Raw genomic sequence first — 21182 nt, 5'->3', positions numbered from 1 at the left:
TGCCGGGCCTTCGGGCCTGGCGGGCAACAGGAAAACAGAGAGCAACGACATGAACATCCTCGAAGTGGCCAACGGCAAACCGATCAAGCTCTGGACCCAGGGCGTGCCGGTGGACGAGGGCGCCCGCCAGCAACTGATGAACACCGCACGCCTGCCGTTCATCTTCAAGCACCTGGCCGTGATGCCGGACGTGCACCTGGGCAAGGGCTCGACCATCGGCAGCGTGATCCCGACCCTGGGCGCCATCGTGCCGGCGGCGGTCGGCGTGGATATCGGTTGTGGCATGATCGCTGCCTGCACCTCGCTCACGGCGGCCGACCTGCCCGACAACCTGTTCGGGCTGCGCAGCGCGATAGAGAAAGCGGTGCCGCATGGCAAGACGTTCGGTCGGCGTGACCAGGGGGCGTGGAACCATGTGCCTTCGGTGGCCGACCAGGCCTGGAGTACATTGGCCGGGCGCTTCAAGGCCATCACCGACAAGTACCCGCAACTGGAGAAAACCAACAACCGCCAGCACCTCGGTACCCTGGGTGGCGGCAACCATTTCATCGAAGTGTGCCTGGATGAAGCCGATCGGGTGTGGTTCATGCTGCACAGCGGCTCGCGCGGGGTGGGCAATGCCATTGGCAACCTGTTTATCGAACTGGCCAAGGCGGATATGCGCCAGCACATCGCCAACTTGCCAGACAAGGAACTGGCATATTTCGAGGAAGGCAGCCGGCATTTCGACGACTACGTCGAGGCGGTGCAGTGGGCCCAGGATTTTGCCAGGCAGAACCGTGCGCTGATGATGCACGCGGTGATCGAGGCGGCGCGCCATGTCATTGGCAAACCGTTCGATGCCAGCCTCGAGGCGGTCAACTGCCACCACAACTACGTGCAGAAAGAACAGCACTTTGGTCAGGAGATCCTGGTGACGCGCAAAGGCGCGGTATCGGCGCAGAAGGGGCAGTTGGGGATCATTCCGGGATCGATGGGGGCCAAGAGCTTCATCGTGCGCGGGCTCGGCAACGAAGACTCGTTCTGCTCGTGCAGCCATGGTGCCGGGCGGATCATGAGCCGTGCGCGGGCCAGGCAGGCCTTCACCGTCGAGGACCAGGCACGTGCCACCGTGCATGTGGAATGCCGCAAGGACAAGGATGTGATCGACGAGATCCCGATGGCCTACAAGGACATCGATGCGGTGATGGCGGCGCAGCGCGAGCTGGTTGAAGTGGTGCACACGTTGCGTCAGGTAGTGTGTGTGAAAGGCTGAGGCCTCTTCGCGGGTCAAGCGACGCGGTCTGTAGATGAAACGAGGAGTCGAACATGAACATGGAAGACCGTCACCCCCTGCCCACCGCCATGCGCGAATGGGTGCTCGATGAACTGCAACGCATCGAGCGCGAACACGATGTCACCGTACTGTATGCCTGCGAATCCGGCAGCCGCGCCTGGGGCTTTGCCTCCACCGACAGCGACTTCGACGTGCGCTTTATCTACGTGCAGCGCCAGGACTGGTACCTGCGCATCGACGAACCACGTGATGTGATCGAGCGCCCGCTGAGCGATGAACTCGACATCAGTGGCTGGGAACTGCGCAAGGCCCTGCGCCTGCTGCGCAATGCCAACCCGACGCTGCTCGAATGGCTCGACTCGCCGCTGGTGTACCGCGCCGAACCGGGCGTACGCGACAACCTGCGTGGGCTGGCCAGGCAGTTCTATTCGGCACAGGCCGCCTTCCACCATTACCTGTCGATGGCCCAGAAGAACTTTCGTGGCTACCTGCAGGGTGAAGCGGTGCGCTTCAAAAAGTACCTCTACGTGCTGCGGCCCTTGCTGGCGGTGCGCTGGATCGAGCAGGGCCGTGGCATGCCGCCGACAGCGTTCGCCACACTGGTGGACGCGACGCTGGACGACCCGCTGCTGCTGGCCGAACTCGATGAGCTGCTGCGCCTCAAGCGCGATGCCTGCGAAGCCGACTACGGCCCGCGCCGCGTGCTGCTGCACGCCTTTATCGAGGCTGAGCTTGCACGTGCGGCAAATGCCCCGGCGTTACCGCGGCCCAAGGGTGATGTCCACCTGCTGGATGCTTACTTGCGCGATACTGTGCGCCGTTTTTCATAGGAGCCGGTATGCACAGGGAGGTTGCAGCATGTTGAACCTGCGTTTGGCGCAGCGTTGGGAACGCCTGGGGGAGCGTGGTGCGGATGTCGGTGTGATGGTGCTGTTTGCCCTGTTGGCCGGTTTGTTTGCGTGGGGTGCCTACGCCATGGCCTACCCGGAGCACGGCTGCGTACGCATGGGCAAGGGCAACAGCGGCCCGCTCGAATGCAACCCGCGCACACTGCGCAACAATGCGGTTGGCCTGCTGCTGCTCGCTGGGGTCTGTGTCTGGCCGATTGTCTACATCCTGTGGGGATGGATAAAAAACATGGCCCGCCCACTGACACTGGACGAGGAGTAGCCCATGCCCGATAGCAAGTACGAACGCCTGCCCCACGCAGGCGACTTCGAGCGCGAAGGCGGCACCGAGATCCTCTACCTTTCGCCCCTGCCGATCCCCACCGGCATGCAGCCCTACAGCAGCCGCAACCTGCACCGCGAATCCAACGCGGTGTACCTGGACTTCGCCGTCGGCCAGGGCAATTTCGAGTTCATGGCGCGCTGCGGCATCGCCGCGGTGATGGGCGTGGTCACCACCTTCATGCTCGCCGCCCTGCTCGGCGCGTGGGCGCGCCGCCATGTGTACCCGTTCTGGGGAACCTTCACCGACTTCATGGGCAACGGGTTCATGTGGAGCTTCATTGGCTGCCTGGCGTTGCTGTATGCGGTGATGTTCTGGCGGTTGGTGCGCGAGGTGTCGATCTACCCACCGATACGCTTCAACCGCCAGCGCCGCGAGGTGGCGTTCGTGCCCACCCGTGGCGCGGCCCCGATCTTCGTGCCGTGGGAGTCGGTGATCGCGTGTGTCAGTGCCGGGCGCACCGTCACCGAATACGCGGTGTTGCCGGCGTTCAAGCTGATGTTCTGTCTGCGCGAAGCCGATACCGGCAATGTGCTGTGGATCAACGTGCCCAGTGGCCACCTGGGCGCGGCGATTGCCGAGTGGGAAGCCATTCGGGTGTACATGGAGCAGGGCCCGGCAAGCCTGCCGTCGCCACCTGACGAAGAGTTCGAGGAAGGCACGGTTGCGTTCTTTCACATGGCGCGCCTGGGTTACCGCGAAAATTTCCCCTGGCTGTACTGGCCAGGCTTCGTGCTGGTGCAGGCCATGGGGGGCTGGACCTTGCCGTGTCATCTGTCCGCCTGGGCCAACAACCGGCCCAGGGCGGGCATACCCCGCGAGGTCAAGCAATGGTCCAGGCCATTGCTGCTTGAGCAGCACGCCAGGCCCAGTGCAGAACTGCTTGCCCAGAGCGAGGAGGTGCAACGCACGCTGCGTAGCGGCAAGACCCTGCTCGACTACTTCAAGGTGAAGTTTGGCGAGCCGGCGCCACCCTCGATCGACAAGGCTCCCGGGTCAGCGCCAGTACGCTGAGCATCACCACCAGCGCGCCGAGGATCACCCAGGGCGAAGGCTGTTCGCCGAGCAGCACGGCAGCGATCAGCATCGCCAGCGCCGGTATCAGGTACTGCGCCATGCTTACCCGCGTGACCTCGCAATGGCGCAGCACCCAGGCCCAGGCCAGGTACGCCAGGGCGCTGGGAAAGATCCCCAGGACCAGCACGGCGGTGTTGGCCTGCAGCGGCGCCTGGCGCACCGCGTCGGCCAGCCCCGGCAGGTACACCAGCAGCAAGGCGGTGCCCGACCACACGGTATAGCAGGTCATGGTCAGCGGGTCGTAGCGATGGCCGTGATGTTTCTGCAGGGTGAAGTAGATGCTCCATGACAGCGCCGCCAGCAGAATCAGCAGGCCGTGCGCATCCATGTGACCGAGTCCGCGATCACCGGCCACCACGATCGCGCGCCCGCCATGCCCAGCAGCAGGCAACCCCAATGCCACGCGCTGGCGGTCTGCTTGAGCACGAAGTGCGCGATCAGCAGGCTGAACAGCGGGGTGGATTGCGCCAGCACGCTGGAGGCCCCGGCACTCACGCCGCGTTGGCCATAGTTGATTGCAATGTGGTGCAGGCTGACCGCGAACAGGCCGAGCAACAGCAGCATTGGCAGGTCCCTGGGCCGGGGCAGGGCGATGCGCCGCACCAGCGCGACGCTTAGCAGAAACACCGACGCCACGACAAATCGCGCCAGCGCCAGGTGAGTCGGTGCGTAGCCCTGCAGGCCCAGGCGGATACCGGTAGGCGAGTAGGCCCAGCACAGCAGCACGAAACCGATCGCGCAGGCGATCCTGAAGGACGTCGGGCGTGTCATGGCGTGGGTTTCCAAAGGGGTAGGCGCTCAGTATCGGAAGCACGACTGCTCACCACAATCGACTTATACTGAGCCTATCGTTCACTTTGGGTGATGTATGGAGCTGATGCAGGTTCGCATGTTCAAGACCGTCCACGACACCGGCAGCATTGCCCGTGCTGCCGAGGTGTTGCACTACGTGCCATCGAACATCACGGCGCGAATCAAGGCGCTGGAGGCCGAGCTGGGCGTGCCGCTGTTCCATCGCCAGGGGCGTGGGCTGACCATCAGTGCGGCGGGCCAGACCTTCCTGCCCTATGCCACGCAGATGCTGGCCCTGGCCGACGCCTCCAGGCAGGCGCTCAGCCCCGCGGCAACGCCCTCCGGGCGCTTGCGCATCGGTGCTATCGAGTCGTCGGCCAGCGGGCGCTTGCCGCGGTTTCTGGCGCAGTACCACGCGCGCTTTCCCCAGGTGACCCTGGAGCTGACCACCGGCACCTGGTCGCGCATGCTCGATGACGTGCTCAATCACCGGCTCGACGGTGCGATCGTGGCCGTGGATGTGGAGCGTCCTCAGCTCATGCGCACCCTGATGTACAAGGAAGACCTGGTGCTGATCGGTGCGCCCTCGCTCGGGCCGCTGCGCAGCGCCGAGGACCTGGTGGGCAAGGCACTGTTCATGTGGCCCGAGGGCTGCCCGTACCGGGCGGCACTGGAACACTGGCTGCAGCAACACGGGCAGAAGCTGCCGATCGTCAGCGTCGCCAGTTATGGCGCGATCGTCAGTTGCGTGAGTGCCGGGACCGGGGTGGCACTGGTACCGCGTGGCATCTACGAGCAGTACCGCCACGGGGCCGGCTGGGTCGGCCATGAATTTGCCGAGCTGACGGCCATCAGCAACCTGTTCTATTGGCATGAGGGGGCAGGGCGCCACCCGGCGCGCGAGGCCTTTGTGCAGATGCTGCGCGACGGCCTGGCCGAACCCGTTGCGCCCCCGGCCTGAGGGTCGCACAGTCAGTCTTCGGCGGCCGCGGCGGTGGGCTTTTCTACATTTGTTACATGGTTATTCCACCAACTGCGTGGCATGATGCCATTACTGTTTCTAATGGTATTCAACAGGGCGAGCGCCGATCTGTGTCAACGATGTCCTTGCTGGTATGTGATGACTCCACGGTGGCGCGCAAGCAGGTGCTGCGCGCGCTGCCCGACGACTGGCCGGTGTCTGTCACCGAAGCCGGCGATGGTCTTCAGGCCATGCAGGCGATACGCCAAGGACTTGGCCAGGTGGTGCTGCTCGACCTGACCATGCCGTTGATGGACGGCTACCAGGTGCTGGGTGCCCTGCGTGACGAGGGGCTGGATGCACAGGTCATCGTGATCTCGGGGGACGTGCAGGAAGAGGCGGTGCGCCGGGTGCGCGCCCTGGGGGCGCTGGCGTTCCTGAAGAAGCCGTTCGACCAGCTCGAACTGCGCCAGTTGCTGCGCCAGGTGGGCTTGCTCGATGGGCCCGACGTGGCGCCAGCGTCGCACGGCGGGGGCTGACGCGGTCATCGGTTTTCGTGAGGTGTTCAGTGAGACGGTCAACGTCGCCATTGGCCAGGCTGCTGCCCTGATCGCCAAGGTGTTGGGCGTGTTCGTGCAATTGCCGGTGCCCAGCGTCAACCTGTTCGAGGTCGGCGAACTGCACATGGCCCTGGCCGATGCCAGCCGTAGCCAGCGCCTCACCGCCATCTGCCAGGGCTTTATCGGCAGTGGTATCTCGGGTGAAGCACTGCTGATGTTCCACGACTCGGAAATCGCCGACATGGCGAAACTGATACGTCACCAGAGCATCGAGTATTCGGACATGGAAATGCTGCTGGATTTTTCCAGCGTGCTGATCGGTGCCTGCTTGAGCAGCATCGCCAACCAGATCGACGTGGTGTTTTCCCAGGGGCACCCGCAGATCCTCGGTCAGCACGGCACCATCGACGAACTGATCAAGGTGAACGGGCAGCGCTGGAAGAAAACCCTGGCGGTGGAGATCAGCTACAGCCTGGAAGGGCACGATATTCGTTTCGATCTGCTGCTGTTGTTTACCGAAGACTCCATCGAGCGCTTGACCCATAAACTCGCTTACCTGATGAATTGAGCCATGCGCGACCCGATCGACCTGAAGGAGTTTCACTGGCTGCTGAGCATCGTGCAGAGCATCGACGTGGGCGTGGTGGTGCTCGATCGTGACAACCGCGTGCAGGTGTGGAACACCTTCATGGAGAACCGCTCCGGGGTGCAGCCCCGTGACGCCTACAATCAATGCTTTTTCAGCCTGTTCCCCGACATCGACCGCGAGTGGTTCAGCCACAAGGTCGACAGCGTGGCGACGCTCGGCACGCCGGCGTTCACCATCTGGGAGCAGCGGCCTTACCTGGTGCGGTTCAAGAACTACCAGCCCATCACCGGCCAGGCCGACTTCATGTACCAGAACACCACCTGGTTGCCGCTGCGCTCCACCGACAGCGAGATTCACCACATCTGCCTGGTGATCTATGACGTGACCGACGTTGCCACCAACCGCCACCAGTTGCAGGCTGCCAATGCGCAACTGCAGCGGCTTTCCAGCACCGATTGCCTGACCGGGCTCTACAACCGCGGGCATTGGGAGCAAAGCCTGAAGCTGGCACATGCGCGCAACCTGCGTTATGGCAACCCCACCAGCCTGGTGATGTTAGACATCGACCACTTCAAACGGGTCAATGACACCTATGGTCACCAGGCCGGTGACGAGGTCATCAAGCAGGTCGCCAGGCTGGTGCGCGAACAGGTACGTGACAGTGATGTGGCGGGGCGATATGGCGGCGAGGAGTTTGGCGTGTTGCTGCCGGACACCGACAGGGCGGGTGCGCAGGTATTTGCCGAGCGCTTGCGTCAGGCCGCCGAAGGCCTGGACGTGGTGCATGAAGGGCAGCGCATCCGCTTCACCATCAGCCTGGGCGTGGCCGACATGAGTCGGCCTTCGAGCACGCATGCCGAGCTGATCGCCTGGGCCGACCAGGCGCTGTATGCGTCCAAGCACGCCGGACGCAATCGGGTGACGCTGCACGAGCACGCGCTGGACAACGCCTAGCTCAGTTGCAGGGTCGCATTGAACTGGCCGATGGCGTCGTGGTCTGGTCGGCGATGCTGCGAATGGTCTGCACGATGCTTGCAATCACATCCGATTGCTCGCTCACTGCATTGATATTGAGCGCGCCCTCGTTGAGTTCGGCAGAGATGGTTTCGATGATCTGCACGGCCTGCTGCACCACCTGCGAGCCTTCACGGGCACAGGCGTCGTTCTGCACCGACGTGGCGTGTGCCGAGTCGGCGGCGCTGCGCATGGCGGTGACCTGGGCACTGATATCGCTGGCGAACTTGACCACTTTGCAGAGGCGGCCGTTGGCATCGAAGATGGGGTTGTACGAGGCTTCGAGGTAGACCGTGCGGCCGTGCCGATCGACCCGCTCGAAGCGGCGTGAATGGTACTCGCCCCGATTGAGCGAGGCCCAGAACGCCGTGTAGGCCGGCGACTGGGTTTCGCTGGGCAGGCAGAACAGGTTGTGATGCCGGCCGATGATGTCGTCGAGGGCATAGTGCAGGGTGTCGAGGAAGTTCTGGTTGGCGGTGTAGGGACGCGAGTAAGGAATGCACACAAACATTGGGTTGAGTTTTTACCAGCAGAACGTGACAGGTATTACAGCCAGTGCCTACATCAGAGGTACCAGTCGTGATGCACAGAGGTCGGACGCGGGCTGATCGACACGGTAGTATTCGAGGCCTGTGAAACGGGCCGCAGTGCGACTGCCGGTTTGAAGAGGGAAGCGTGTGTGAACGACTCACAATTTGTTGAAGATCTGGCATGCCGGTACAAGGCCGGCGAAAAGTTCAAGTACGTGTTTTTCTGGGGGCATCAGGTCGGCAAGAAGGGGCTGACGGCCGCCTGTTTCAGCCAGTGGTACACCGCGCCGTTCGACGTGGACGGGCAGCGCTACGTGTCGGCAGAGCATTACATGATGGCCGAGAAGGCCGCGCTGTTTGGCGACCAGCAGACGCGGGCGCGGATCATTGACGCGCGTGGCCCGAACGCGGCCAAGGCGCTGGGGCGCCAGGTGCGCGGGTTTGACGAGGCGCGCTGGGCGCAGCAGCGGTTTGCGATCGTGCTCAGGGCCAACCAGGCCAAGTTTGCGCAGAATGCCGAGCTGGGCGCGTTTTTGCGCGCAACGGGCGAGCGGGTGATTGTCGAGGCCAGCCCGGTAGACCGGGTATGGGGGATCGGCTTGGCGCAGGATGACGAAAGGGCCAGCCGTCCGGATCGGTGGAGGGGGCTGAACTTGTTGGGGTTTGCCTTGATGCAGGTGCGTGAGGCGTGCTCTGGTTGAGCATGCTGGACGGCTGCTGGCAGGTCCGCAGTACTGCAATTCTGATTCGCACATGGAGTGAAGTATGAAAGCCCCGAGTTCGGAGCAGTTCGACGCGTTGTTCGAGCATCCCCGCAGCGCCAAGGTGCGCGCCGCGCAAGCTGCGCTGTTGGCCAACTACCCGGAAGAACTCAGTGGCTATGGCGTCAATGACGACTATCTGAGCGTTTTCCAGGCAGTTTTCGAAATATTGCTTGAGGGCCAAGAGGGCATTTTCTCTCTGCTGGAGAGCCTGGTCGAGCGGATGGGGCCCGAGATTCTGCAGGTCGAGTTCGACGACGATTATGAAACGGCCGTGGTTCGCTTCGATGGTCGCGAGGTCGTTTTTCATTGTCCGGGTCTGCATTACGAGACGTTCAGTGCCGACATGCAGACGTTGCAGGACTTCATGAAGGACCATTATGTGTTTCGTGTCTTCTACGAAGGAGGCATTGGCGACACATGGCAGTTGCTCATGGTCCCTGCAGGTACCTGGCTAAAGGCTGAGCAGCAGTATGGTGCTGCTCGCCTGTCGTCGTGCCTGATTGCGTTTGGCAGTGAGGTTGAACCTGGTGAGCCTTTTGACCCCGAGCGTCGCTGGCGAGCGCCGCGTCGCCGTTTTGACTTTTCGCGGCTGCGAATCCCGCTGGCGTTGACGTTTTTCATCGCAGTGGCTGCTGTATTGCTCAATGGCTACATCGATCTGAGCGTGGCAAAGGCGCCGGCCGTACCGGCGTGCGAGCGTATGGGCAAGGTGTTCGGGCAACTGCCAGCGCAGCAGGCGCACGCCATGCATGAAGACATGCGAAGCAAAGGGCTGTGCCAATAGTCTGTGACTCAGTGACGGCTGCAGGATCGTGCTCAACGTCTTGTCGCCAGATAATCAAAGGCAGGGAGACCTGCAGCAGGAGCAGTAATGCGTCACCTCAGAAACTTGACCCAACCCCTATCCACCCAGCATATCGAGGGCGTGACGTTCCACTTCGATCCGCAACATCAGGATGAGCTTTCTGCGCTGGTGCAGCGTTTCATGGCTGACCCGCACGCGCATAAGACCCTGGACGTGCCTGAAGAGACCCGAGGGGTTTTCCTGTTGGAGGGCGAGCGCAAGTGGGTGCTCAAGCACAACCGGCTTGTGCACTGGAAAAAGCAGCTGCAGAACTACCTGGGCATGAAGCAGACGTTTGGTCTGCATGACCTCACCAACGAGTTCATCAACCTCGCGCGCGTATCCGCGAAGTCGGCGGCGGTGCCCCGTGTGGCTGCATTTGGCCACAGGTCGCGTTTTCCGTTTCTGCTGGAAGAGTATTTGCTGGTGGGGTTCTTCGACGAGCACTGCAGTGTCGATGACCGCCTGAAGGCGCAGCCGTCCGATGCGTCGGTACTGCTGCCCGAGGTGTTTCGGTTGTTCTCGCAGATGCTGGACGATGGTTTCGTCCACATGGACCCTCATCCGAAAAACATCCTGATTGCGCCGCAGGGGCACTTGCGCCTGATCGATTTCGAATGCTGTGCACATTCGGTGATTGATCGCGACTTCAGCCTGGGGTTTCTGATGGGCTATTTCTATTTCTACTGGATCCAGCGCTATGTTGCGCTGGGCGATTACCGGGCGTACTGCGCCAGTTATCTGGTTGCCGAACAGCCGGGCGTGAACCGTGCGGTGTTCGAGCCGATTTTCGAGCGTTTTGTCAGCAAGAAGGTGTCGCGCACCACGCGCTACAGCATCTTTACCGATGCCAAGGCCCAGGCCGCGTTCAAGTCGGCGCCGCAGACGCATCGCTGAGGGGCTGCGGCGGGTGATTCAGGTGAATGCCCGCCGCTCAGGATTGCGGACATTAAAAAGCCGGCTTGTGGCCGGCTTCTCGGGGACAGTCTTGGCTGACTTTTGGTAAGCCGCAACCGCCTTCAAATCGTTGTCCGGCGCTGGGGCCGGGAGTGGCGAAGGCCGTGTGGTGCCTCGCCACGCCCACGGGGTGCAGGCTGCATCCGGGGCTAAATGTGCCGCACAGCATACTGGGAATGGATCGCAATGCCCAGCAAAAAATGCCCGGCTGCCGCTCAGCGCGGACGCTCCTCGCGCAGGTGCGCCCACCAGAACACCCAGCCCAGTACCTCCAGGTTCTGGCTCTTGAGTTGCGACTGGCTGTAGGTTTCGCTCGGGTACTCATCGCTGTCATGGCTGTGCAGGCGCAATGCGCCATTCGGACGCTCGCCCAGGGTGTGCACGCGCAGGCGACCATTGTGCAGCAAGGCATACACCTCGCCGTCCATCACGCGGGTCAGGCTGCGGTCGACCGCCAGCGTCGCACCGTACTGCAGCATCGGGTTCATGTTGTAGTCCGGCATGCACAGGCAGAATGCCTGCGCTGCATCCACCCCCAGCCGATCCAGGGCGCTGCGTGGCAGGCGCAGGTGGCGATCAGGGATGGCCGCGAACGGCAACGGCTGAGCCCGGTAGAACGGCAGCAGCACGTCCTGCTCGCCATGGGCCGCAAATACGCTGGGGTCGGGCGCCTGCAATGCCACGTCGCCACGGCTGCGGCTGATACGCGGCAGCGGGTTGTGGTGCTTGGGACCCTCGCCGGTACGCAGCCAGCGCGCACGCACGCACAGCAGCTCGGCCAGTTCATCCAGCCGCGCCATCGGCACGCCCCGCTGAAACCAGTTGTTCACATGCTGCGGCGTCACACCGCGCTGGGCTGCAAAGTCGGAAGCAGTCAGGTTGCACTCGCGCAGGAGCGCTTTCAAACGATCACCAGATGTATTCATGGTGAGCAAGTTTAGTGAGGGGAATGAAGGGTTTATATAAACATTGGGTTGAAGTGTTTCTGTGTGTGCGAGGGAAGGATTACAGGTCACTCCGCTGGCCCTGTAGGAGACTTCAGGCCCTTTGCCGAGGGGGCTGGAGGGGGCTGCGGGTTGTGTTTGTTGCGGGCAAAAAAAGCCCCGCATCGCGGGGCTTTTCTTCAAGCGCAGTGTTTAGCCTTTGTAGGCGGCAACCGACTTGGTGATCTCGGCACGGGCCGCTTCAGCGTCACCCCAGCCTTCGATCTTGACCCACTTGCCTTTCTCCAGATCCTTGTAGTTCTCGAAGAAGTGCTTGATCTGCTCCAGCAGCAGCGCTGGCAGGTCGGTGTACTCTTTGACGTCGACGTACAGCTGCGACAGCTTGTCGTGCGGTACCGCGATGACCTTGGCGTCGCCGCCGCCGTCGTCGGTCATGTGCAGGATGCCGACCGGACGTGCACGTATCACCGAACCTGGCGCAACCGGGTATGGGGTCACCACCAGCACGTCCAGCGGATCACCGTCGTCCGCCAGGGTGTTGGGGATGAAGCCGTAGTTGGCCGGGTAGAACATCGGGGTGGCCATGAAGCGGTCCACGAACAGGCAGTCGCTGTCCTTGTCGATCTCGTACTTGATCGGCGCGTGGTTGGCTGGAATCTCGATGGCGACGTAGATGTCGTTCGGCAGGTCTTTGCCAGCCGGAATCTTGCTGTAGCTCATTGGGCATTGCCCCCATGTTTGGCCAAAAATTGGTCGCGATTATAGGCACATTCTGTAACGCTTGCCACGCCCGGCCAGCTGCCCGGCTCTGCTCAATTAGTCGCGTGTTGGTAGTGCGGATGGCTACGTTGCAGCCGTTGCAGGCGTGCCAGCGGATCCTGGCGGTAAAACGCGCTCAGTTGCGCATACACCGCAGGGTAGGCCTGCATCAGCAGGTCGGGGGCACTGAAGAAGTATTCGCTGGTCACGGCAAAGAATTCGGCCGGGTTTTCTGCCGCGTACGGGTCGATGGCCGTTTCGGCATCGGGGTTGCGGTCGAGCTGGTGATTGAGGTCGTCAAACGCCTGCTGCATCGCCTGCGCCCAATCGGCCACGCGCATGCTGTCGTGCAACGGGGGCAGGCCGTTGGCGTCGCCGTTGAGCATGTCGAGCTTGTGCGCCAGTTCGTGGATCACCAGGTTGTAACCCTCCCAGCCACCACTGGACAGCACCCCCGGCCAGGCCAGGATCACCGGGCCCTGCTGCCAGGCTTCGCCACTGTGTTCGCCGTCCCATTCGTGCTCCACGCCGCTGGCATCGCGATGGCGCTGCGGGCTGACGAAGTCGTCGGGGTACAGCACGATCTCGTGAAACCCCTGGTACCAGTTCAGCTCGCCCAGGTGCAGCAGCGGCAGTTGTGCCTGGGCCGCGAGGTGCAGACGCTGCTCGGCATCGGGCTCGACACCGGGCAGGGCGGTGAGGTGCTTGTGCTGCAGGAACAGGATGCAGGCCTCACGCAGCCACTGGTCTTCGGCATCGCTGATGCCGTCGAGCATCGGCAACCCCTGGCGCACCCGTTGCCACAGCGGTGGCTCGATGGGGTAGCGGGCAAGGGTGCGACGGCGGCGCCAGGCGCTCAGGCTCCACATGTCGACGCCTTAGTGGGCCTTGGCCTGGCTGCGGCCCATACGGCTGCGCACCAGGCCGATGATCATCGGTACCAGCGACAACACGATGATCGCCACGATCATCAGCGACAGGTTGGACTTGATGAACGGCACGTTGCCGAAGAAGTAGCCCAGGGTCACCAGGCCGCACACCCACAGGATGGTGCCCGCGACGCTGAAGCCCAGAAAGCGTGGGTAGGCCATTTTCGCCAGGCCCGCGACGAACGGCGCGAAGGTGCGCAGGATCGGCAGGAAACGCGCCAGGGTCACGGTCTTGCCACCATGGCGTTCGTAGAAGTCGTGGGTCTGCTTGAGGTAGTCGCGACGGAAGATTTTCGAGTTGGGGTCGCGGAACAGGCGTTCGCCGGCCGTTCGCCCCACCACGTAGTTGGTGCTGTCGCCCAGGATCGCCGCAGCCATCAGCAGCCCGCACAGCAGGACCGGGTCCATGCCGCCACCGGCCGCCACGGCACCAGCGATGAACAGCAGCGAGTCACCCGGCAGGAACGGCATCACCACCAGGCCCGTCTCGCAGAAAATCACCAGGAACAGAATGGCGTAGATCCACGGACCGTAATTGTTGACCAGCAAATCGAGATAGGTGTCGAGATGCAGAATGAGGTCCAGCGGGTTGAAATCCATGTACGGCACCTGTGTTCAAGACCCGCGTGGGCGGGCATGCGAGGACTGGCAGTGCGAATGCGTGCAGCCGCTACCCGGGGCTGGGGTAAAATTTCACACAAATTGAAGGGCAGCATTATACGGGCACTGCATGATTATGCCTGAGCAGTTTGTAGCTGCGGATGTCTGGAGGCGTGCGAATCGGGCTGCCGTGCAGCCCTTCGCCGGCAGGGCCGTCAGTCGGAATTGATCGGCAGGATGTAGCTCTTGAACTCGGTGTCTTCTCGGAACCCGATCGACTCGTAGGTGCGCATCGCCACTTCATTGTCGGCGCTGGTCGACACCCGTAGCCGCACGGCATTGGTGTCCTTGGCCAGGCGTTTTGCCTCGCGCATCAGGTGGTCGGCCACCAGCATGCGCCGCGAGTCTTCGGCCACGTAGATATCGTTGAGGATCCACACACGCTTGAGCGACAGCGAGGAAAAACTGGGATAGAGCTGGCAAAACCCCATCAACTTGCCGTCATCGTCGTCCGGCAAGGCCAGGTAGATGATCGACTCGCCACGTTCCAGGCGTTTCTCCAGAAACGAGCGCGAGGAATCCGGGTAGGGCAGTTGCCCATAGAATTCACGGTATTTGACGAACAGCGGAGCGAGCAAGTCCAGATGCTCAAGGGTTGCTTTGATGATTCGCATAAGCAGGCCTCGGGGTCCATGGGAGTGGCGGCGAATCTCGGGCAGCCGTCACCCCAGATGCTGCCTAAAGCGCGTAAAAAGCGCAATCCGCTAAAAAATAGCCAGTGCTCAGTCATTGCTGAGTAGGAAGTTTCCGCTTTTAGGGGTGTCTGCGTCCGATTCCAGCGTCTGCACCTGTGCCTCGTCCTTTAGATGGACCCCCGACAGCTGGCGGCGGCAGGCTTCGCGCATCAGGTACAGCAGGCGGTGCGCGGCCATGCCGTAGCTCAGGCCCTCGAGGCGTATGTTGGAAATGCAGTTGCGGTACGCGTCGGTCAGGCCGACCTTGGGGTTGTAGGTGAAGTACAGCCCCAGGCTGTCGGGTGAGCTCAGCCCCGGGCGTTCGCCAATCAGGATCACGGTCATGCGTGCGCCCAGCAGTTCGCCGATCTCGTCGGCGATGGCCACGCGCCCTTGCTCCACCAGCAGCACCGGTGCGGTGGACCAGCCTTCGGTGCCGATGTGTTGTTCCAGGCGGTTCAGGAAGGGCAGGGTATGCCGGTGCACGGCCAGCGCCGAGAGGCCATCGGCGACGACAATGGCCAGGTCCACGCCGCCCGGGTTGGCCTGTGCATGCTCGCGCAACTGCTGCGCCGAGTCCTCGTGCAGGCGCCGCCCCAGGTCGGGGCGCTGCAGGTAGCTGTGGCGGTCGCTGGCGGCGCTGTGAAGCAACAGGCTGTCGCGCCCGCGCTCGCTCAGTTGCTCACGCAGGCCTGCAGGGTCGAAGGCCAGGTGCACCGCGTCGCGGGCCTGCGCATGGGCCGACTGGAAGTCCAGTTGCGCACGGGTCGGCAGGCTGGTGCCGGTGCGCCCCAGGGCGATGCGCGCCGGGGTCAGGCGGCGCAGGTCGAGCCAGGGATTGTCGCTGTTGTCATGCTGCGTCGGTTGCTTGTCCATGGTGTGGCTCGCTTATCGCAGTTGCGCCAGGGCCTGGCGAAAGGCCGGCGGCAGGTTATCGCCGAAACGCACCCGGCCATCGGCCTGGGTGAAGATGCCCATGCGCGCCAGCCAGCCCTCGAACTCCGGCGCGGGCTTGAGCCCCAGGGTCTGGCGCGCATACAGCGCATCGTGGAACGAGGTGGTCTGGTAGTTGAGCATGATGTCGTCGGAGCCGGGGATGCCCATGATGAAGTTGATCCCGGCCACCCCGAGCAAGGTCAGCAGGGTGTCCATGTCGTCCTGGTCGGCTTCGGCATGGTTGGTGTAGCAGATGTCGCAGCCCATCGGCACCCCCAGCAGCTTGCCGCAGAAGTGGTCTTCGAGGCCGGCGCGGATGATCTGCTTGCCGTTGTAGAGGTACTCCGGGCCTATGAAGCCGACCACGGTATTGACCAGGAACGGCTTGAAATGACGGGCCACGGCGTAGGCGCGGGTTTCGCAGGTCTGCTGGTCGACGCCATGGTGGGCGTTGGCCGACAGTGCGCTGCCCTGGCCGGTCTCGAAGTACATCAGGTTCTGCCCGAGGGTGCCGCGGTTGAGGCTCAGGCCCGCATCGTAGCCCTCCTGCAGCAGGTTGAGGTTGATGCCGAAGCTGGCGTTGGCCGCCTCGGTGCCGGCAATCGACTGGAACACCAGGTCCAGCGGTACGCCACGGTTGATCGCCTCGATCGAGGTGGTGACGTGGGTAAGCACGCAGGCCTGGGTGGGGATGTCGTAGCGCTGGATGATTGCGTCGAGCATTTCGAGCAGGGCGCAGATCGACGAGAGGCTGTCGGTGGCCGGGTTGATGCCGATCATCGCATCGCCGTTGCCGTACAGCAGGCCGTCGAGAATGCTCGCGGCGATACCGGCCGGTTCGTCGGTGGGGTGGTTGGGTTGCAGGCGGGTCGACAGGCGCCCGCGCAGGCCCAGGGTGCCGCGAAAACGGGTGACCACGCGGATCTTCTGCGCCACCAGCACCAGGTCCTGCACGCGCATGACCTTGGACACCGCCGCGGCCATTTCCGGCGTCAGGCCGGGGGCCAGGGCGCGCAGGCTGTGCTCGTCGGCCTGCTCGCTCAGCAGCCAGTCGCGAAAGCCGCCGACGTCAGGTGGCTGACCGGGGCGAAGGCCTGTCTGTCGTGCGTATCGATGATCAGCCGGGTGACTTCATCGTCTTCGTAGGGGATAAGTGCTTCGCTCAGAAAGTGGCTGAGCGGGATATCTGCCAGCGCCATCTGCGCGGCCACCCGCTCGGCATCGTTGCTGGCGGCAACGCCTGCGAGAAAATCCCCCGAGCGCGCCGGGCTGGCCTTGGCCATCACCTCTTTGAGGCTGTCGAAACGGTAGGTCTGGAGGCCCACCGTGTGTACAAAACTGCTCATGTGCAATCTCCAGGGCGCGCAGGCCTGGCCTGCGGCGCGGGGCGGTCAGTGCAAGGCTTCTTCGGCCTTCTGGATCGCGGCAAACTCTTCTTCCGGGGTACCGGCCACCAGGTGATGGCGACTGTAGAAGGCGAAGTAGGCGATCAGCACGCCATAGATGATCGCCGCCCCCACCACCACCCGCGGGTCGACCAGAAAGCCTGCCACCACCGCGAGGCACGCCAGCACCAGGGCCACGCCCGAGGTGAAGATACCGCCCGGCGTACGGTACGGACGCTCCATTTTGGGGCGTTTGATGCGCAAGGTGATGTGCGCGGCCATCATCAGCACATAAGACAGCGTAGCGCCGAATACCGCCACCAGGATCAGCAGGTCACCCTGGCCGGTCAGCGACAGCCCGAAACCGATGATGCCCGGGATGATCAGCGCCAGTACCGGGGCCTTGCTCTTGTTGGTCTGCGAGAGCTTGCGCGGCAGGTAGCCGGCGCGCGACAAGGCGAAGATCTGCCGCGAATAGGCGTAGATGATCGAGAAGAAGCTGGCGATCAGGCCTGCCAGGCCGACCAGGTTGACGAAGCCGCCCATCCAGGTCGAGCCGCCATAGGCCTTGGCCAGCGCTTCGACCAGCGGGTTGCCCGAGCTTTTCAGCGCTTCGGCACCCGCACCGCCCGGGCCCACCACCAGAATCAGCAGCGCGAAGGCCAGCAGTACCAGCATTGCGCCGATCAGGCCACGCGGCAGGTCGCGCTTGGGGTTCTTGGTTTCTTCAGCGGCCAGCGGTACGCCTTCGACCGCGAGGAAGAACCAGATTGCATAGGGGATCGCCGCCCACACGCCGACATAGCCAAACGGCAGGAAGCTGCTGGCGCCCACCGCATCGGTCTTGGCGATGTCGAACAGGTTGTTGGCATCGAAATGGGGCACCATCGCGATCAGGAACACCGCCAGGGCAATCGCCGCCACCGCCGTGATGATGAACATCAGCTTGAGCGCTTCGCCCACGCCGAAAATGTGGATGCCGATGAAGATGATGTAGAACGCCAGGTAGATCACCCAGCCGCCAATGCCGAACAGCGACTCGCAGTAGGCGCCGATGAACACCGCGATCGCGGCGGGCGCGATGGCGTACTCGATGAGGATCGCGGTACCGGTCAGAAACCCGCCCCAGGGCCCGAACGCGCTGCGCGCGAAGCCGTAGCCACCGCCAGCAGTGGGGATCATCGAGGACAGTTCGGCCAGCGAGAAGCACATGCACAGGTACATCGTGGCCATCAGCAATGTGGCCAGGAACATGCCGCCCCAGCCGCCCTGGGCCAGGCCGAAGTTCCAGCCGGCGTAGTCACCGGAAATCACGTACGCAACGCCCAGGCCCACCAGCAGCACCCAGCCGGCCGCGCCCTTTTTCAGTTCGCGTTGCTGGAAGTACTCGGAGCCGACCTTTTCGAAATCAACGGAGTTGCCTGCCGGCGCGTTGCCGGAATGATCGCTTGGCATAGGATTCACCTGTTCTTTTTCTAGTCACCGGCGGATGCCGGCCTGTGGTGATGGTCTAGCAGGAAGCGAGCCAGAGCGGTTCCCGGCCGGGAACGCGCTGGTGTTCGAGCTTAGAAGAAGCCCAGCGGATTGACGTCGTAGCTCACCAGCAGGTTCTTGGTCTGCTGGTAGTGGTCGAGCATCATCTTGTGGGTTTCACGGCCTACGCCGGACTTCTTGTAGCCACCGAACGCGGCGTGCGCCGGGTACAGGTGGTAGCAGTTGGTCCATACGCGCCCAGCCTTGATCCCGCGGCCCATGCGGTAGGCACGGTTGATGTCGCGGGTCCACACGCCGGCACCCAGGCCGAACTCGGTGTCGTTGGCAATCGCCAGGGCTTCGGCTTCGTCCTTGAAGGTGGTGACGCTGACCACCGGGCCAAAGATCTCCTCCTGGAACACGCGCATCTTGTTGGTGCCTTTGAGCAGGGTCGGCTGTATGTAATAGCCGGTCGACAGGTTGCCTTCGAGTTTTTCCACCTTGCCGCCGGTCAGCAGCTCGGCGCCTTCCTGCTCGGCAATCTCCAGGTACGAGAGGATCTTGTCGAACTGCTGCTCGGACGCCTGGGCGCCGACCATGGTGTCGGTGTCCAGCGGGTCGCCGCGCTTGATCTGCTTGATCTTCTTCATCACCTCCTGCATGAACGCCGGGTAGATGGACTCCTGCACCAGCGCCCGCGATGGGCAGGTGCACACTTCGCCCTGGTTGAAGAACGCCAGCACCAGGCCTTCGGCGGCTTTTTCGATGAAGCTCTGCTCGGCCTGCATGATGTCTTCGAAGAAGATGTTCGGCGACTTGCCGCCCAGCTCCACAGTGCTCGGGATGATGTTCTCGGCGGCGCACTTCATGATGTGCGAACCGACCGGGGTCGAGCCGGTAAAGGCGATCTTGGCGATGCGTTTGCTGGTGGCCAGGGCTTCACCGGCTTCGCGGCCGTAGCCTTGCACCACGTTGAGCACGCCTGGTGGCAGCAAATCGCCGATCACTTCCAGCAGTACGGTGATGCCCAGCGGGGTCTGTTCGGCGGGCTTGAGTACCACGCAGTTGCCGGCGGCCAGGGCCGGGGCAAGCTTCCACGCGGCCATCAGGATCGGGAAGTTCCACGGGATGATCTGCCCGACCACGCCCAGCGGTTCGTGGATGTGATAGGCCACGGTGTTGCCGTCGATCTCGGCGGCGCTGCCTTCCTGGGCGCGCAGGCAGCCGGCGAAGTAGCGGAAGTGGTCGGCGGCCAGCGGGATGTCGGCGTTGAGGGTTTCGCGCACGGCCTTGCCGTTGTCCCAGGTTTCGGTGATGGCCAGCAGCTCGAGGTTCTGCTCGATGCGGTCGGCGATCTTCAGCAGGATCAGCGAGCGTGCCTGCACCGAGGTGGTGCCCCAGGCATCGGCGGCCGCATGCGCGGCGTCCAGGGCCTTGTCGATGTCTTCGGCGCCGGAGCGGGGGAACTCGGCAATCGGCTGGCCGTTGACTGGCGAAGTGTTGGTGAAGTATTCGCCTTTGACCGGCGGCACGAATTCACCGTTGATGTAGTTACCGTAGCGGCTCTTGAAGGAAACGATCGCGCCGTCGGTACCGGGGTGTGCGTAACGCATGGTGTGTCTCCTGGGTCTTGTGCTTGTAGGGAGGATATGAAGCGTAGTGCAAGGCACGGGCCATTGCCTGCAGGTCTAATGAAATCAATGGCTTGACGTGCCTGTGTGTGGCGTTTCGGCGGCGCTTGTGGCGATTCTGGTACAGCCTGGATGACAGTGTGTACCGCTTTCGGTACAACCTGTGACGTAGCGCCCGGGGCCCCATTGCAAAGCGCGGGCGGCAGGAGGATGCTGGGCCTCTCGTGTGCGGAGAACAATAAAAAGTGCAGAGCAATCACCTCAGCCGGCACGCCCGGCAAGTGCTCACCGTCACCCAGGGCAAGGCGCGCCTGCAGGGCCCGGGCAGCGACCCGTCGATCGCCCGCTCGTGGCTGCGTTGCCTGGAGGACTACCACCTCGACCCGGCGCACAGCGTCGCCCCCACGGTGCTCGAACATGGCCGCGTGCTGGAAAGCCGCGAGCGCCTGCAGCAGGTGCTGCACATCGCCGGCAACGAAATGAACAGCCTGCACCAGCAACTGTCCGGCGCCGGCCATGCGGTGCTGCTCACCGATGCCCGCGGGGTCATCCTCAATTGCGTCACCGCGCCCACCGAACGGCGCATCTTCGAGCGTGCCGGGCTGTGGCTGGGGGCGGACTGGAGCGAGGCCTGCGAAGGTACCAACGGCATCGGTACCTGCCTGGTGGAGCGCCAGGCGCTGACTATCCACCAGGACGAACACTTTCGCGGCCGGCACACCGGTCTGACCTGCTCGGCGAGCCCGGTGTTCGACCCGCATGGCGAGCTGCTGGCGGTGCTCGATGTGTCCTCGGCGCGTCCTGACATGTCGCGCCAGAGCCAGTTTCACACCATGGCGCTGGTCAATCTCTCGGCCAAGATGATCGAGAGTTGCTATTTCCTGCGTTATTTCGAGCACCACTGGTTGCTGCGCTTTCACCTGCAGGCCGAGTCGGTGGGGCTGTTCAGTGAAGGCCTGCTGGCGTTCGATGGCGAGGGGCGTATCTGCGCGCTCAACCAGAGCGCACTGAACCTGCTGGGCTCGGTGCGTGGCGGTCTGCTCGGCCAACCGGTGGACATGCTCTTCGACTGCGCGCTGGATGAACTGCTCGGCCGCGCTACCGCGTCGGCCAGCGCGAGTTGGCCGCTGCGTACCCGTGACGGCCGCGTACTGTTTGCCAGCCTGCGCGGCCAGGCACGCGCGCTGGCGCAGCCGG

At 63.3% G+C, this 21182-nt stretch carries 18 protein-coding genes and 4 pseudogenes; 11 read left to right on the top strand and 11 right to left on the bottom strand.

Going from position 1 to position 21182, the window contains the following annotated elements:
* Window positions 1–49: 49 nt before the first annotated feature.
* Genes G3436_RS06685 through G3436_RS27390 form a run of 4 tightly spaced genes read left to right on the top strand, consistent with a single transcriptional unit; the run spans window position 50 to window position 3520 of the window.
* The gene (locus G3436_RS06685) at window positions 50–1255 is read left to right on the top strand and encodes an RtcB family protein (RefSeq protein ID WP_163942714.1); all 1206 of its coding nucleotides are present in this window, start codon (window positions 50–52) and stop codon (window positions 1253–1255) included.
* Window positions 1256–1308: 53 nt separating this feature from the next.
* The gene (locus G3436_RS06680; RefSeq protein ID WP_163942711.1) at window positions 1309–2106 is read left to right on the top strand and encodes a nucleotidyltransferase domain-containing protein; all 798 of its coding nucleotides are present in this window, start codon (window positions 1309–1311) and stop codon (window positions 2104–2106) included.
* Window positions 2107–2134: 28 nt separating this feature from the next.
* Window positions 2135–2446: a hypothetical protein gene (locus G3436_RS06675; protein ID WP_163942709.1), complete on the top strand. Its 312-nt coding sequence runs from the start codon at window positions 2135–2137 to the stop codon at window positions 2444–2446.
* Window positions 2447–2449: 3 nt separating this feature from the next.
* A complete protein-coding gene (locus G3436_RS27390; RefSeq protein WP_163942706.1) occupies window positions 2450–3520 on the top strand; it encodes a hypothetical protein in 1071 nt (356 codons plus the stop codon).
* Here G3436_RS27390 and G3436_RS06665 read toward each other — a convergent pair.
* Window positions 3450–4354 (bottom strand): annotated as a pseudogene (locus G3436_RS06665) (DMT family transporter). The gene G3436_RS27390 and the pseudogene G3436_RS06665 overlap by 71 nt on opposite strands.
* A 97-nt stretch (window positions 4355–4451) precedes the next feature.
* Here G3436_RS06665 and G3436_RS06660 point away from each other — a divergent pair.
* The 3 genes and pseudogenes from G3436_RS06660 to G3436_RS06650 all read left to right on the top strand — a co-directional run bounded on the left by G3436_RS06660 (window position 4452) and on the right by G3436_RS06650 (window position 7439).
* Window positions 4452–5336, top strand: coding sequence for a LysR family transcriptional regulator (locus tag G3436_RS06660; protein WP_163942704.1), 885 nt, complete (start codon window positions 4452–4454; stop codon window positions 5334–5336).
* A gap of 140 nt (window positions 5337–5476) precedes the next feature.
* A pseudogene (locus G3436_RS06655) lies at window positions 5477–6464 on the top strand (response regulator).
* 3 nt (window positions 6465–6467) lie between these two features.
* The gene (locus G3436_RS06650; RefSeq protein WP_163942702.1) at window positions 6468–7439 is read left to right on the top strand and encodes a sensor domain-containing diguanylate cyclase; all 972 of its coding nucleotides are present in this window, start codon (window positions 6468–6470) and stop codon (window positions 7437–7439) included.
* 40 nt (window positions 7440–7479) lie between these two features.
* Here G3436_RS06650 and G3436_RS06645 read toward each other — a convergent pair.
* Window positions 7480–8010 (bottom strand): annotated as a pseudogene (locus G3436_RS06645) (PAS domain-containing protein); the annotation flags it as partial.
* Between the two features lie 168 nt (window positions 8011–8178).
* On the opposite strand from G3436_RS06645, the gene G3436_RS06640 reads away from it, so the two are divergent.
* From G3436_RS06640 to G3436_RS06630, 3 genes are all read left to right on the top strand, one after another.
* Entirely contained in the window at window positions 8179–8730 is a 552-nt protein-coding gene (locus G3436_RS06640; RefSeq protein WP_163942696.1) for an NADAR domain-containing protein, read from the top strand.
* Between the two features lie 64 nt (window positions 8731–8794).
* Window positions 8795–9577: a hypothetical protein gene (locus G3436_RS06635; RefSeq protein WP_163942693.1), complete on the top strand. Its 783-nt coding sequence runs from the start codon at window positions 8795–8797 to the stop codon at window positions 9575–9577.
* An 87-nt stretch (window positions 9578–9664) separates the two neighbouring features.
* Window positions 9665–10534 (top strand): AarF/UbiB family protein, encoded by an 870-nt coding sequence (locus G3436_RS06630; RefSeq protein WP_163942690.1) that lies wholly within the window; start codon window positions 9665–9667, stop codon window positions 10532–10534.
* A 275-nt stretch (window positions 10535–10809) separates the two neighbouring features.
* On the opposite strand, the gene G3436_RS06625 is transcribed toward G3436_RS06630, so the two are convergent.
* The 9 genes and pseudogenes from G3436_RS06625 to exaC form a co-directional block, all read right to left on the bottom strand.
* Window positions 10810–11520 carry a LexA family transcriptional regulator gene (locus G3436_RS06625; protein ID WP_163942688.1) on the bottom strand — a complete coding sequence of 237 codons (711 nt, stop codon included), beginning with the start codon at window positions 11518–11520 and terminating at the stop codon, window positions 10810–10812.
* A 210-nt stretch (window positions 11521–11730) separates the two neighbouring features.
* On the bottom strand, window positions 11731–12258 hold the full coding sequence (gene ppa, locus G3436_RS06620; protein WP_163942685.1) for an inorganic diphosphatase: 528 nt from the start codon (window positions 12256–12258) through the stop codon (window positions 11731–11733).
* 92 nt (window positions 12259–12350) lie between these two features.
* Window positions 12351–13166: a M90 family metallopeptidase gene (locus G3436_RS06615; RefSeq protein WP_163942683.1), complete on the bottom strand. Its 816-nt coding sequence runs from the start codon at window positions 13164–13166 to the stop codon at window positions 12351–12353.
* Between the two features lie 9 nt (window positions 13167–13175).
* Complete coding sequence (locus G3436_RS06610) at window positions 13176–13826, bottom strand: DedA family protein (RefSeq protein ID WP_163942680.1); 651 nt, start codon at window positions 13824–13826, stop codon at window positions 13176–13178.
* A gap of 215 nt (window positions 13827–14041) precedes the next feature.
* On the bottom strand, window positions 14042–14500 hold the full coding sequence (locus G3436_RS06605; protein ID WP_163942678.1) for a GNAT family N-acetyltransferase: 459 nt from the start codon (window positions 14498–14500) through the stop codon (window positions 14042–14044).
* 108 nt (window positions 14501–14608) lie between these two features.
* Window positions 14609–15436, bottom strand: coding sequence for an ethanolamine ammonia-lyase subunit EutC (gene eutC / locus G3436_RS06600; protein WP_163942676.1), 828 nt, complete (start codon window positions 15434–15436; stop codon window positions 14609–14611).
* 12 nt (window positions 15437–15448) lie between these two features.
* A pseudogene (locus G3436_RS06595) lies at window positions 15449–16842 on the bottom strand (ethanolamine ammonia-lyase subunit EutB).
* Between the two features lie 45 nt (window positions 16843–16887).
* Entirely contained in the window at window positions 16888–18336 is a 1449-nt protein-coding gene (gene eat, locus G3436_RS06590) for an ethanolamine permease (protein ID WP_163942673.1), read from the bottom strand.
* A gap of 110 nt (window positions 18337–18446) precedes the next feature.
* Complete coding sequence (gene exaC, locus G3436_RS06585) at window positions 18447–19967, bottom strand: acetaldehyde dehydrogenase ExaC (RefSeq protein WP_163942671.1); 1521 nt, start codon at window positions 19965–19967, stop codon at window positions 18447–18449.
* 263 nt (window positions 19968–20230) lie between these two features.
* Between exaC and G3436_RS06580 the strand changes: the two genes are divergently transcribed.
* Window positions 20231–21182 (top strand): GAF domain-containing protein (locus G3436_RS06580; protein ID WP_163942668.1); only part of this gene is annotated, 952 nt, incomplete at its 3' end.

It is taken from the genome of Pseudomonas brassicae (genome assembly GCF_010671725.1).
Classification (GTDB): Bacteria; Pseudomonadota; Gammaproteobacteria; order Pseudomonadales; family Pseudomonadaceae; genus Aquipseudomonas; species Aquipseudomonas brassicae.
Note: the sequence above shows the minus strand (reverse complement) of the source record. Positions and strands in the feature narration are given on the sequence as shown.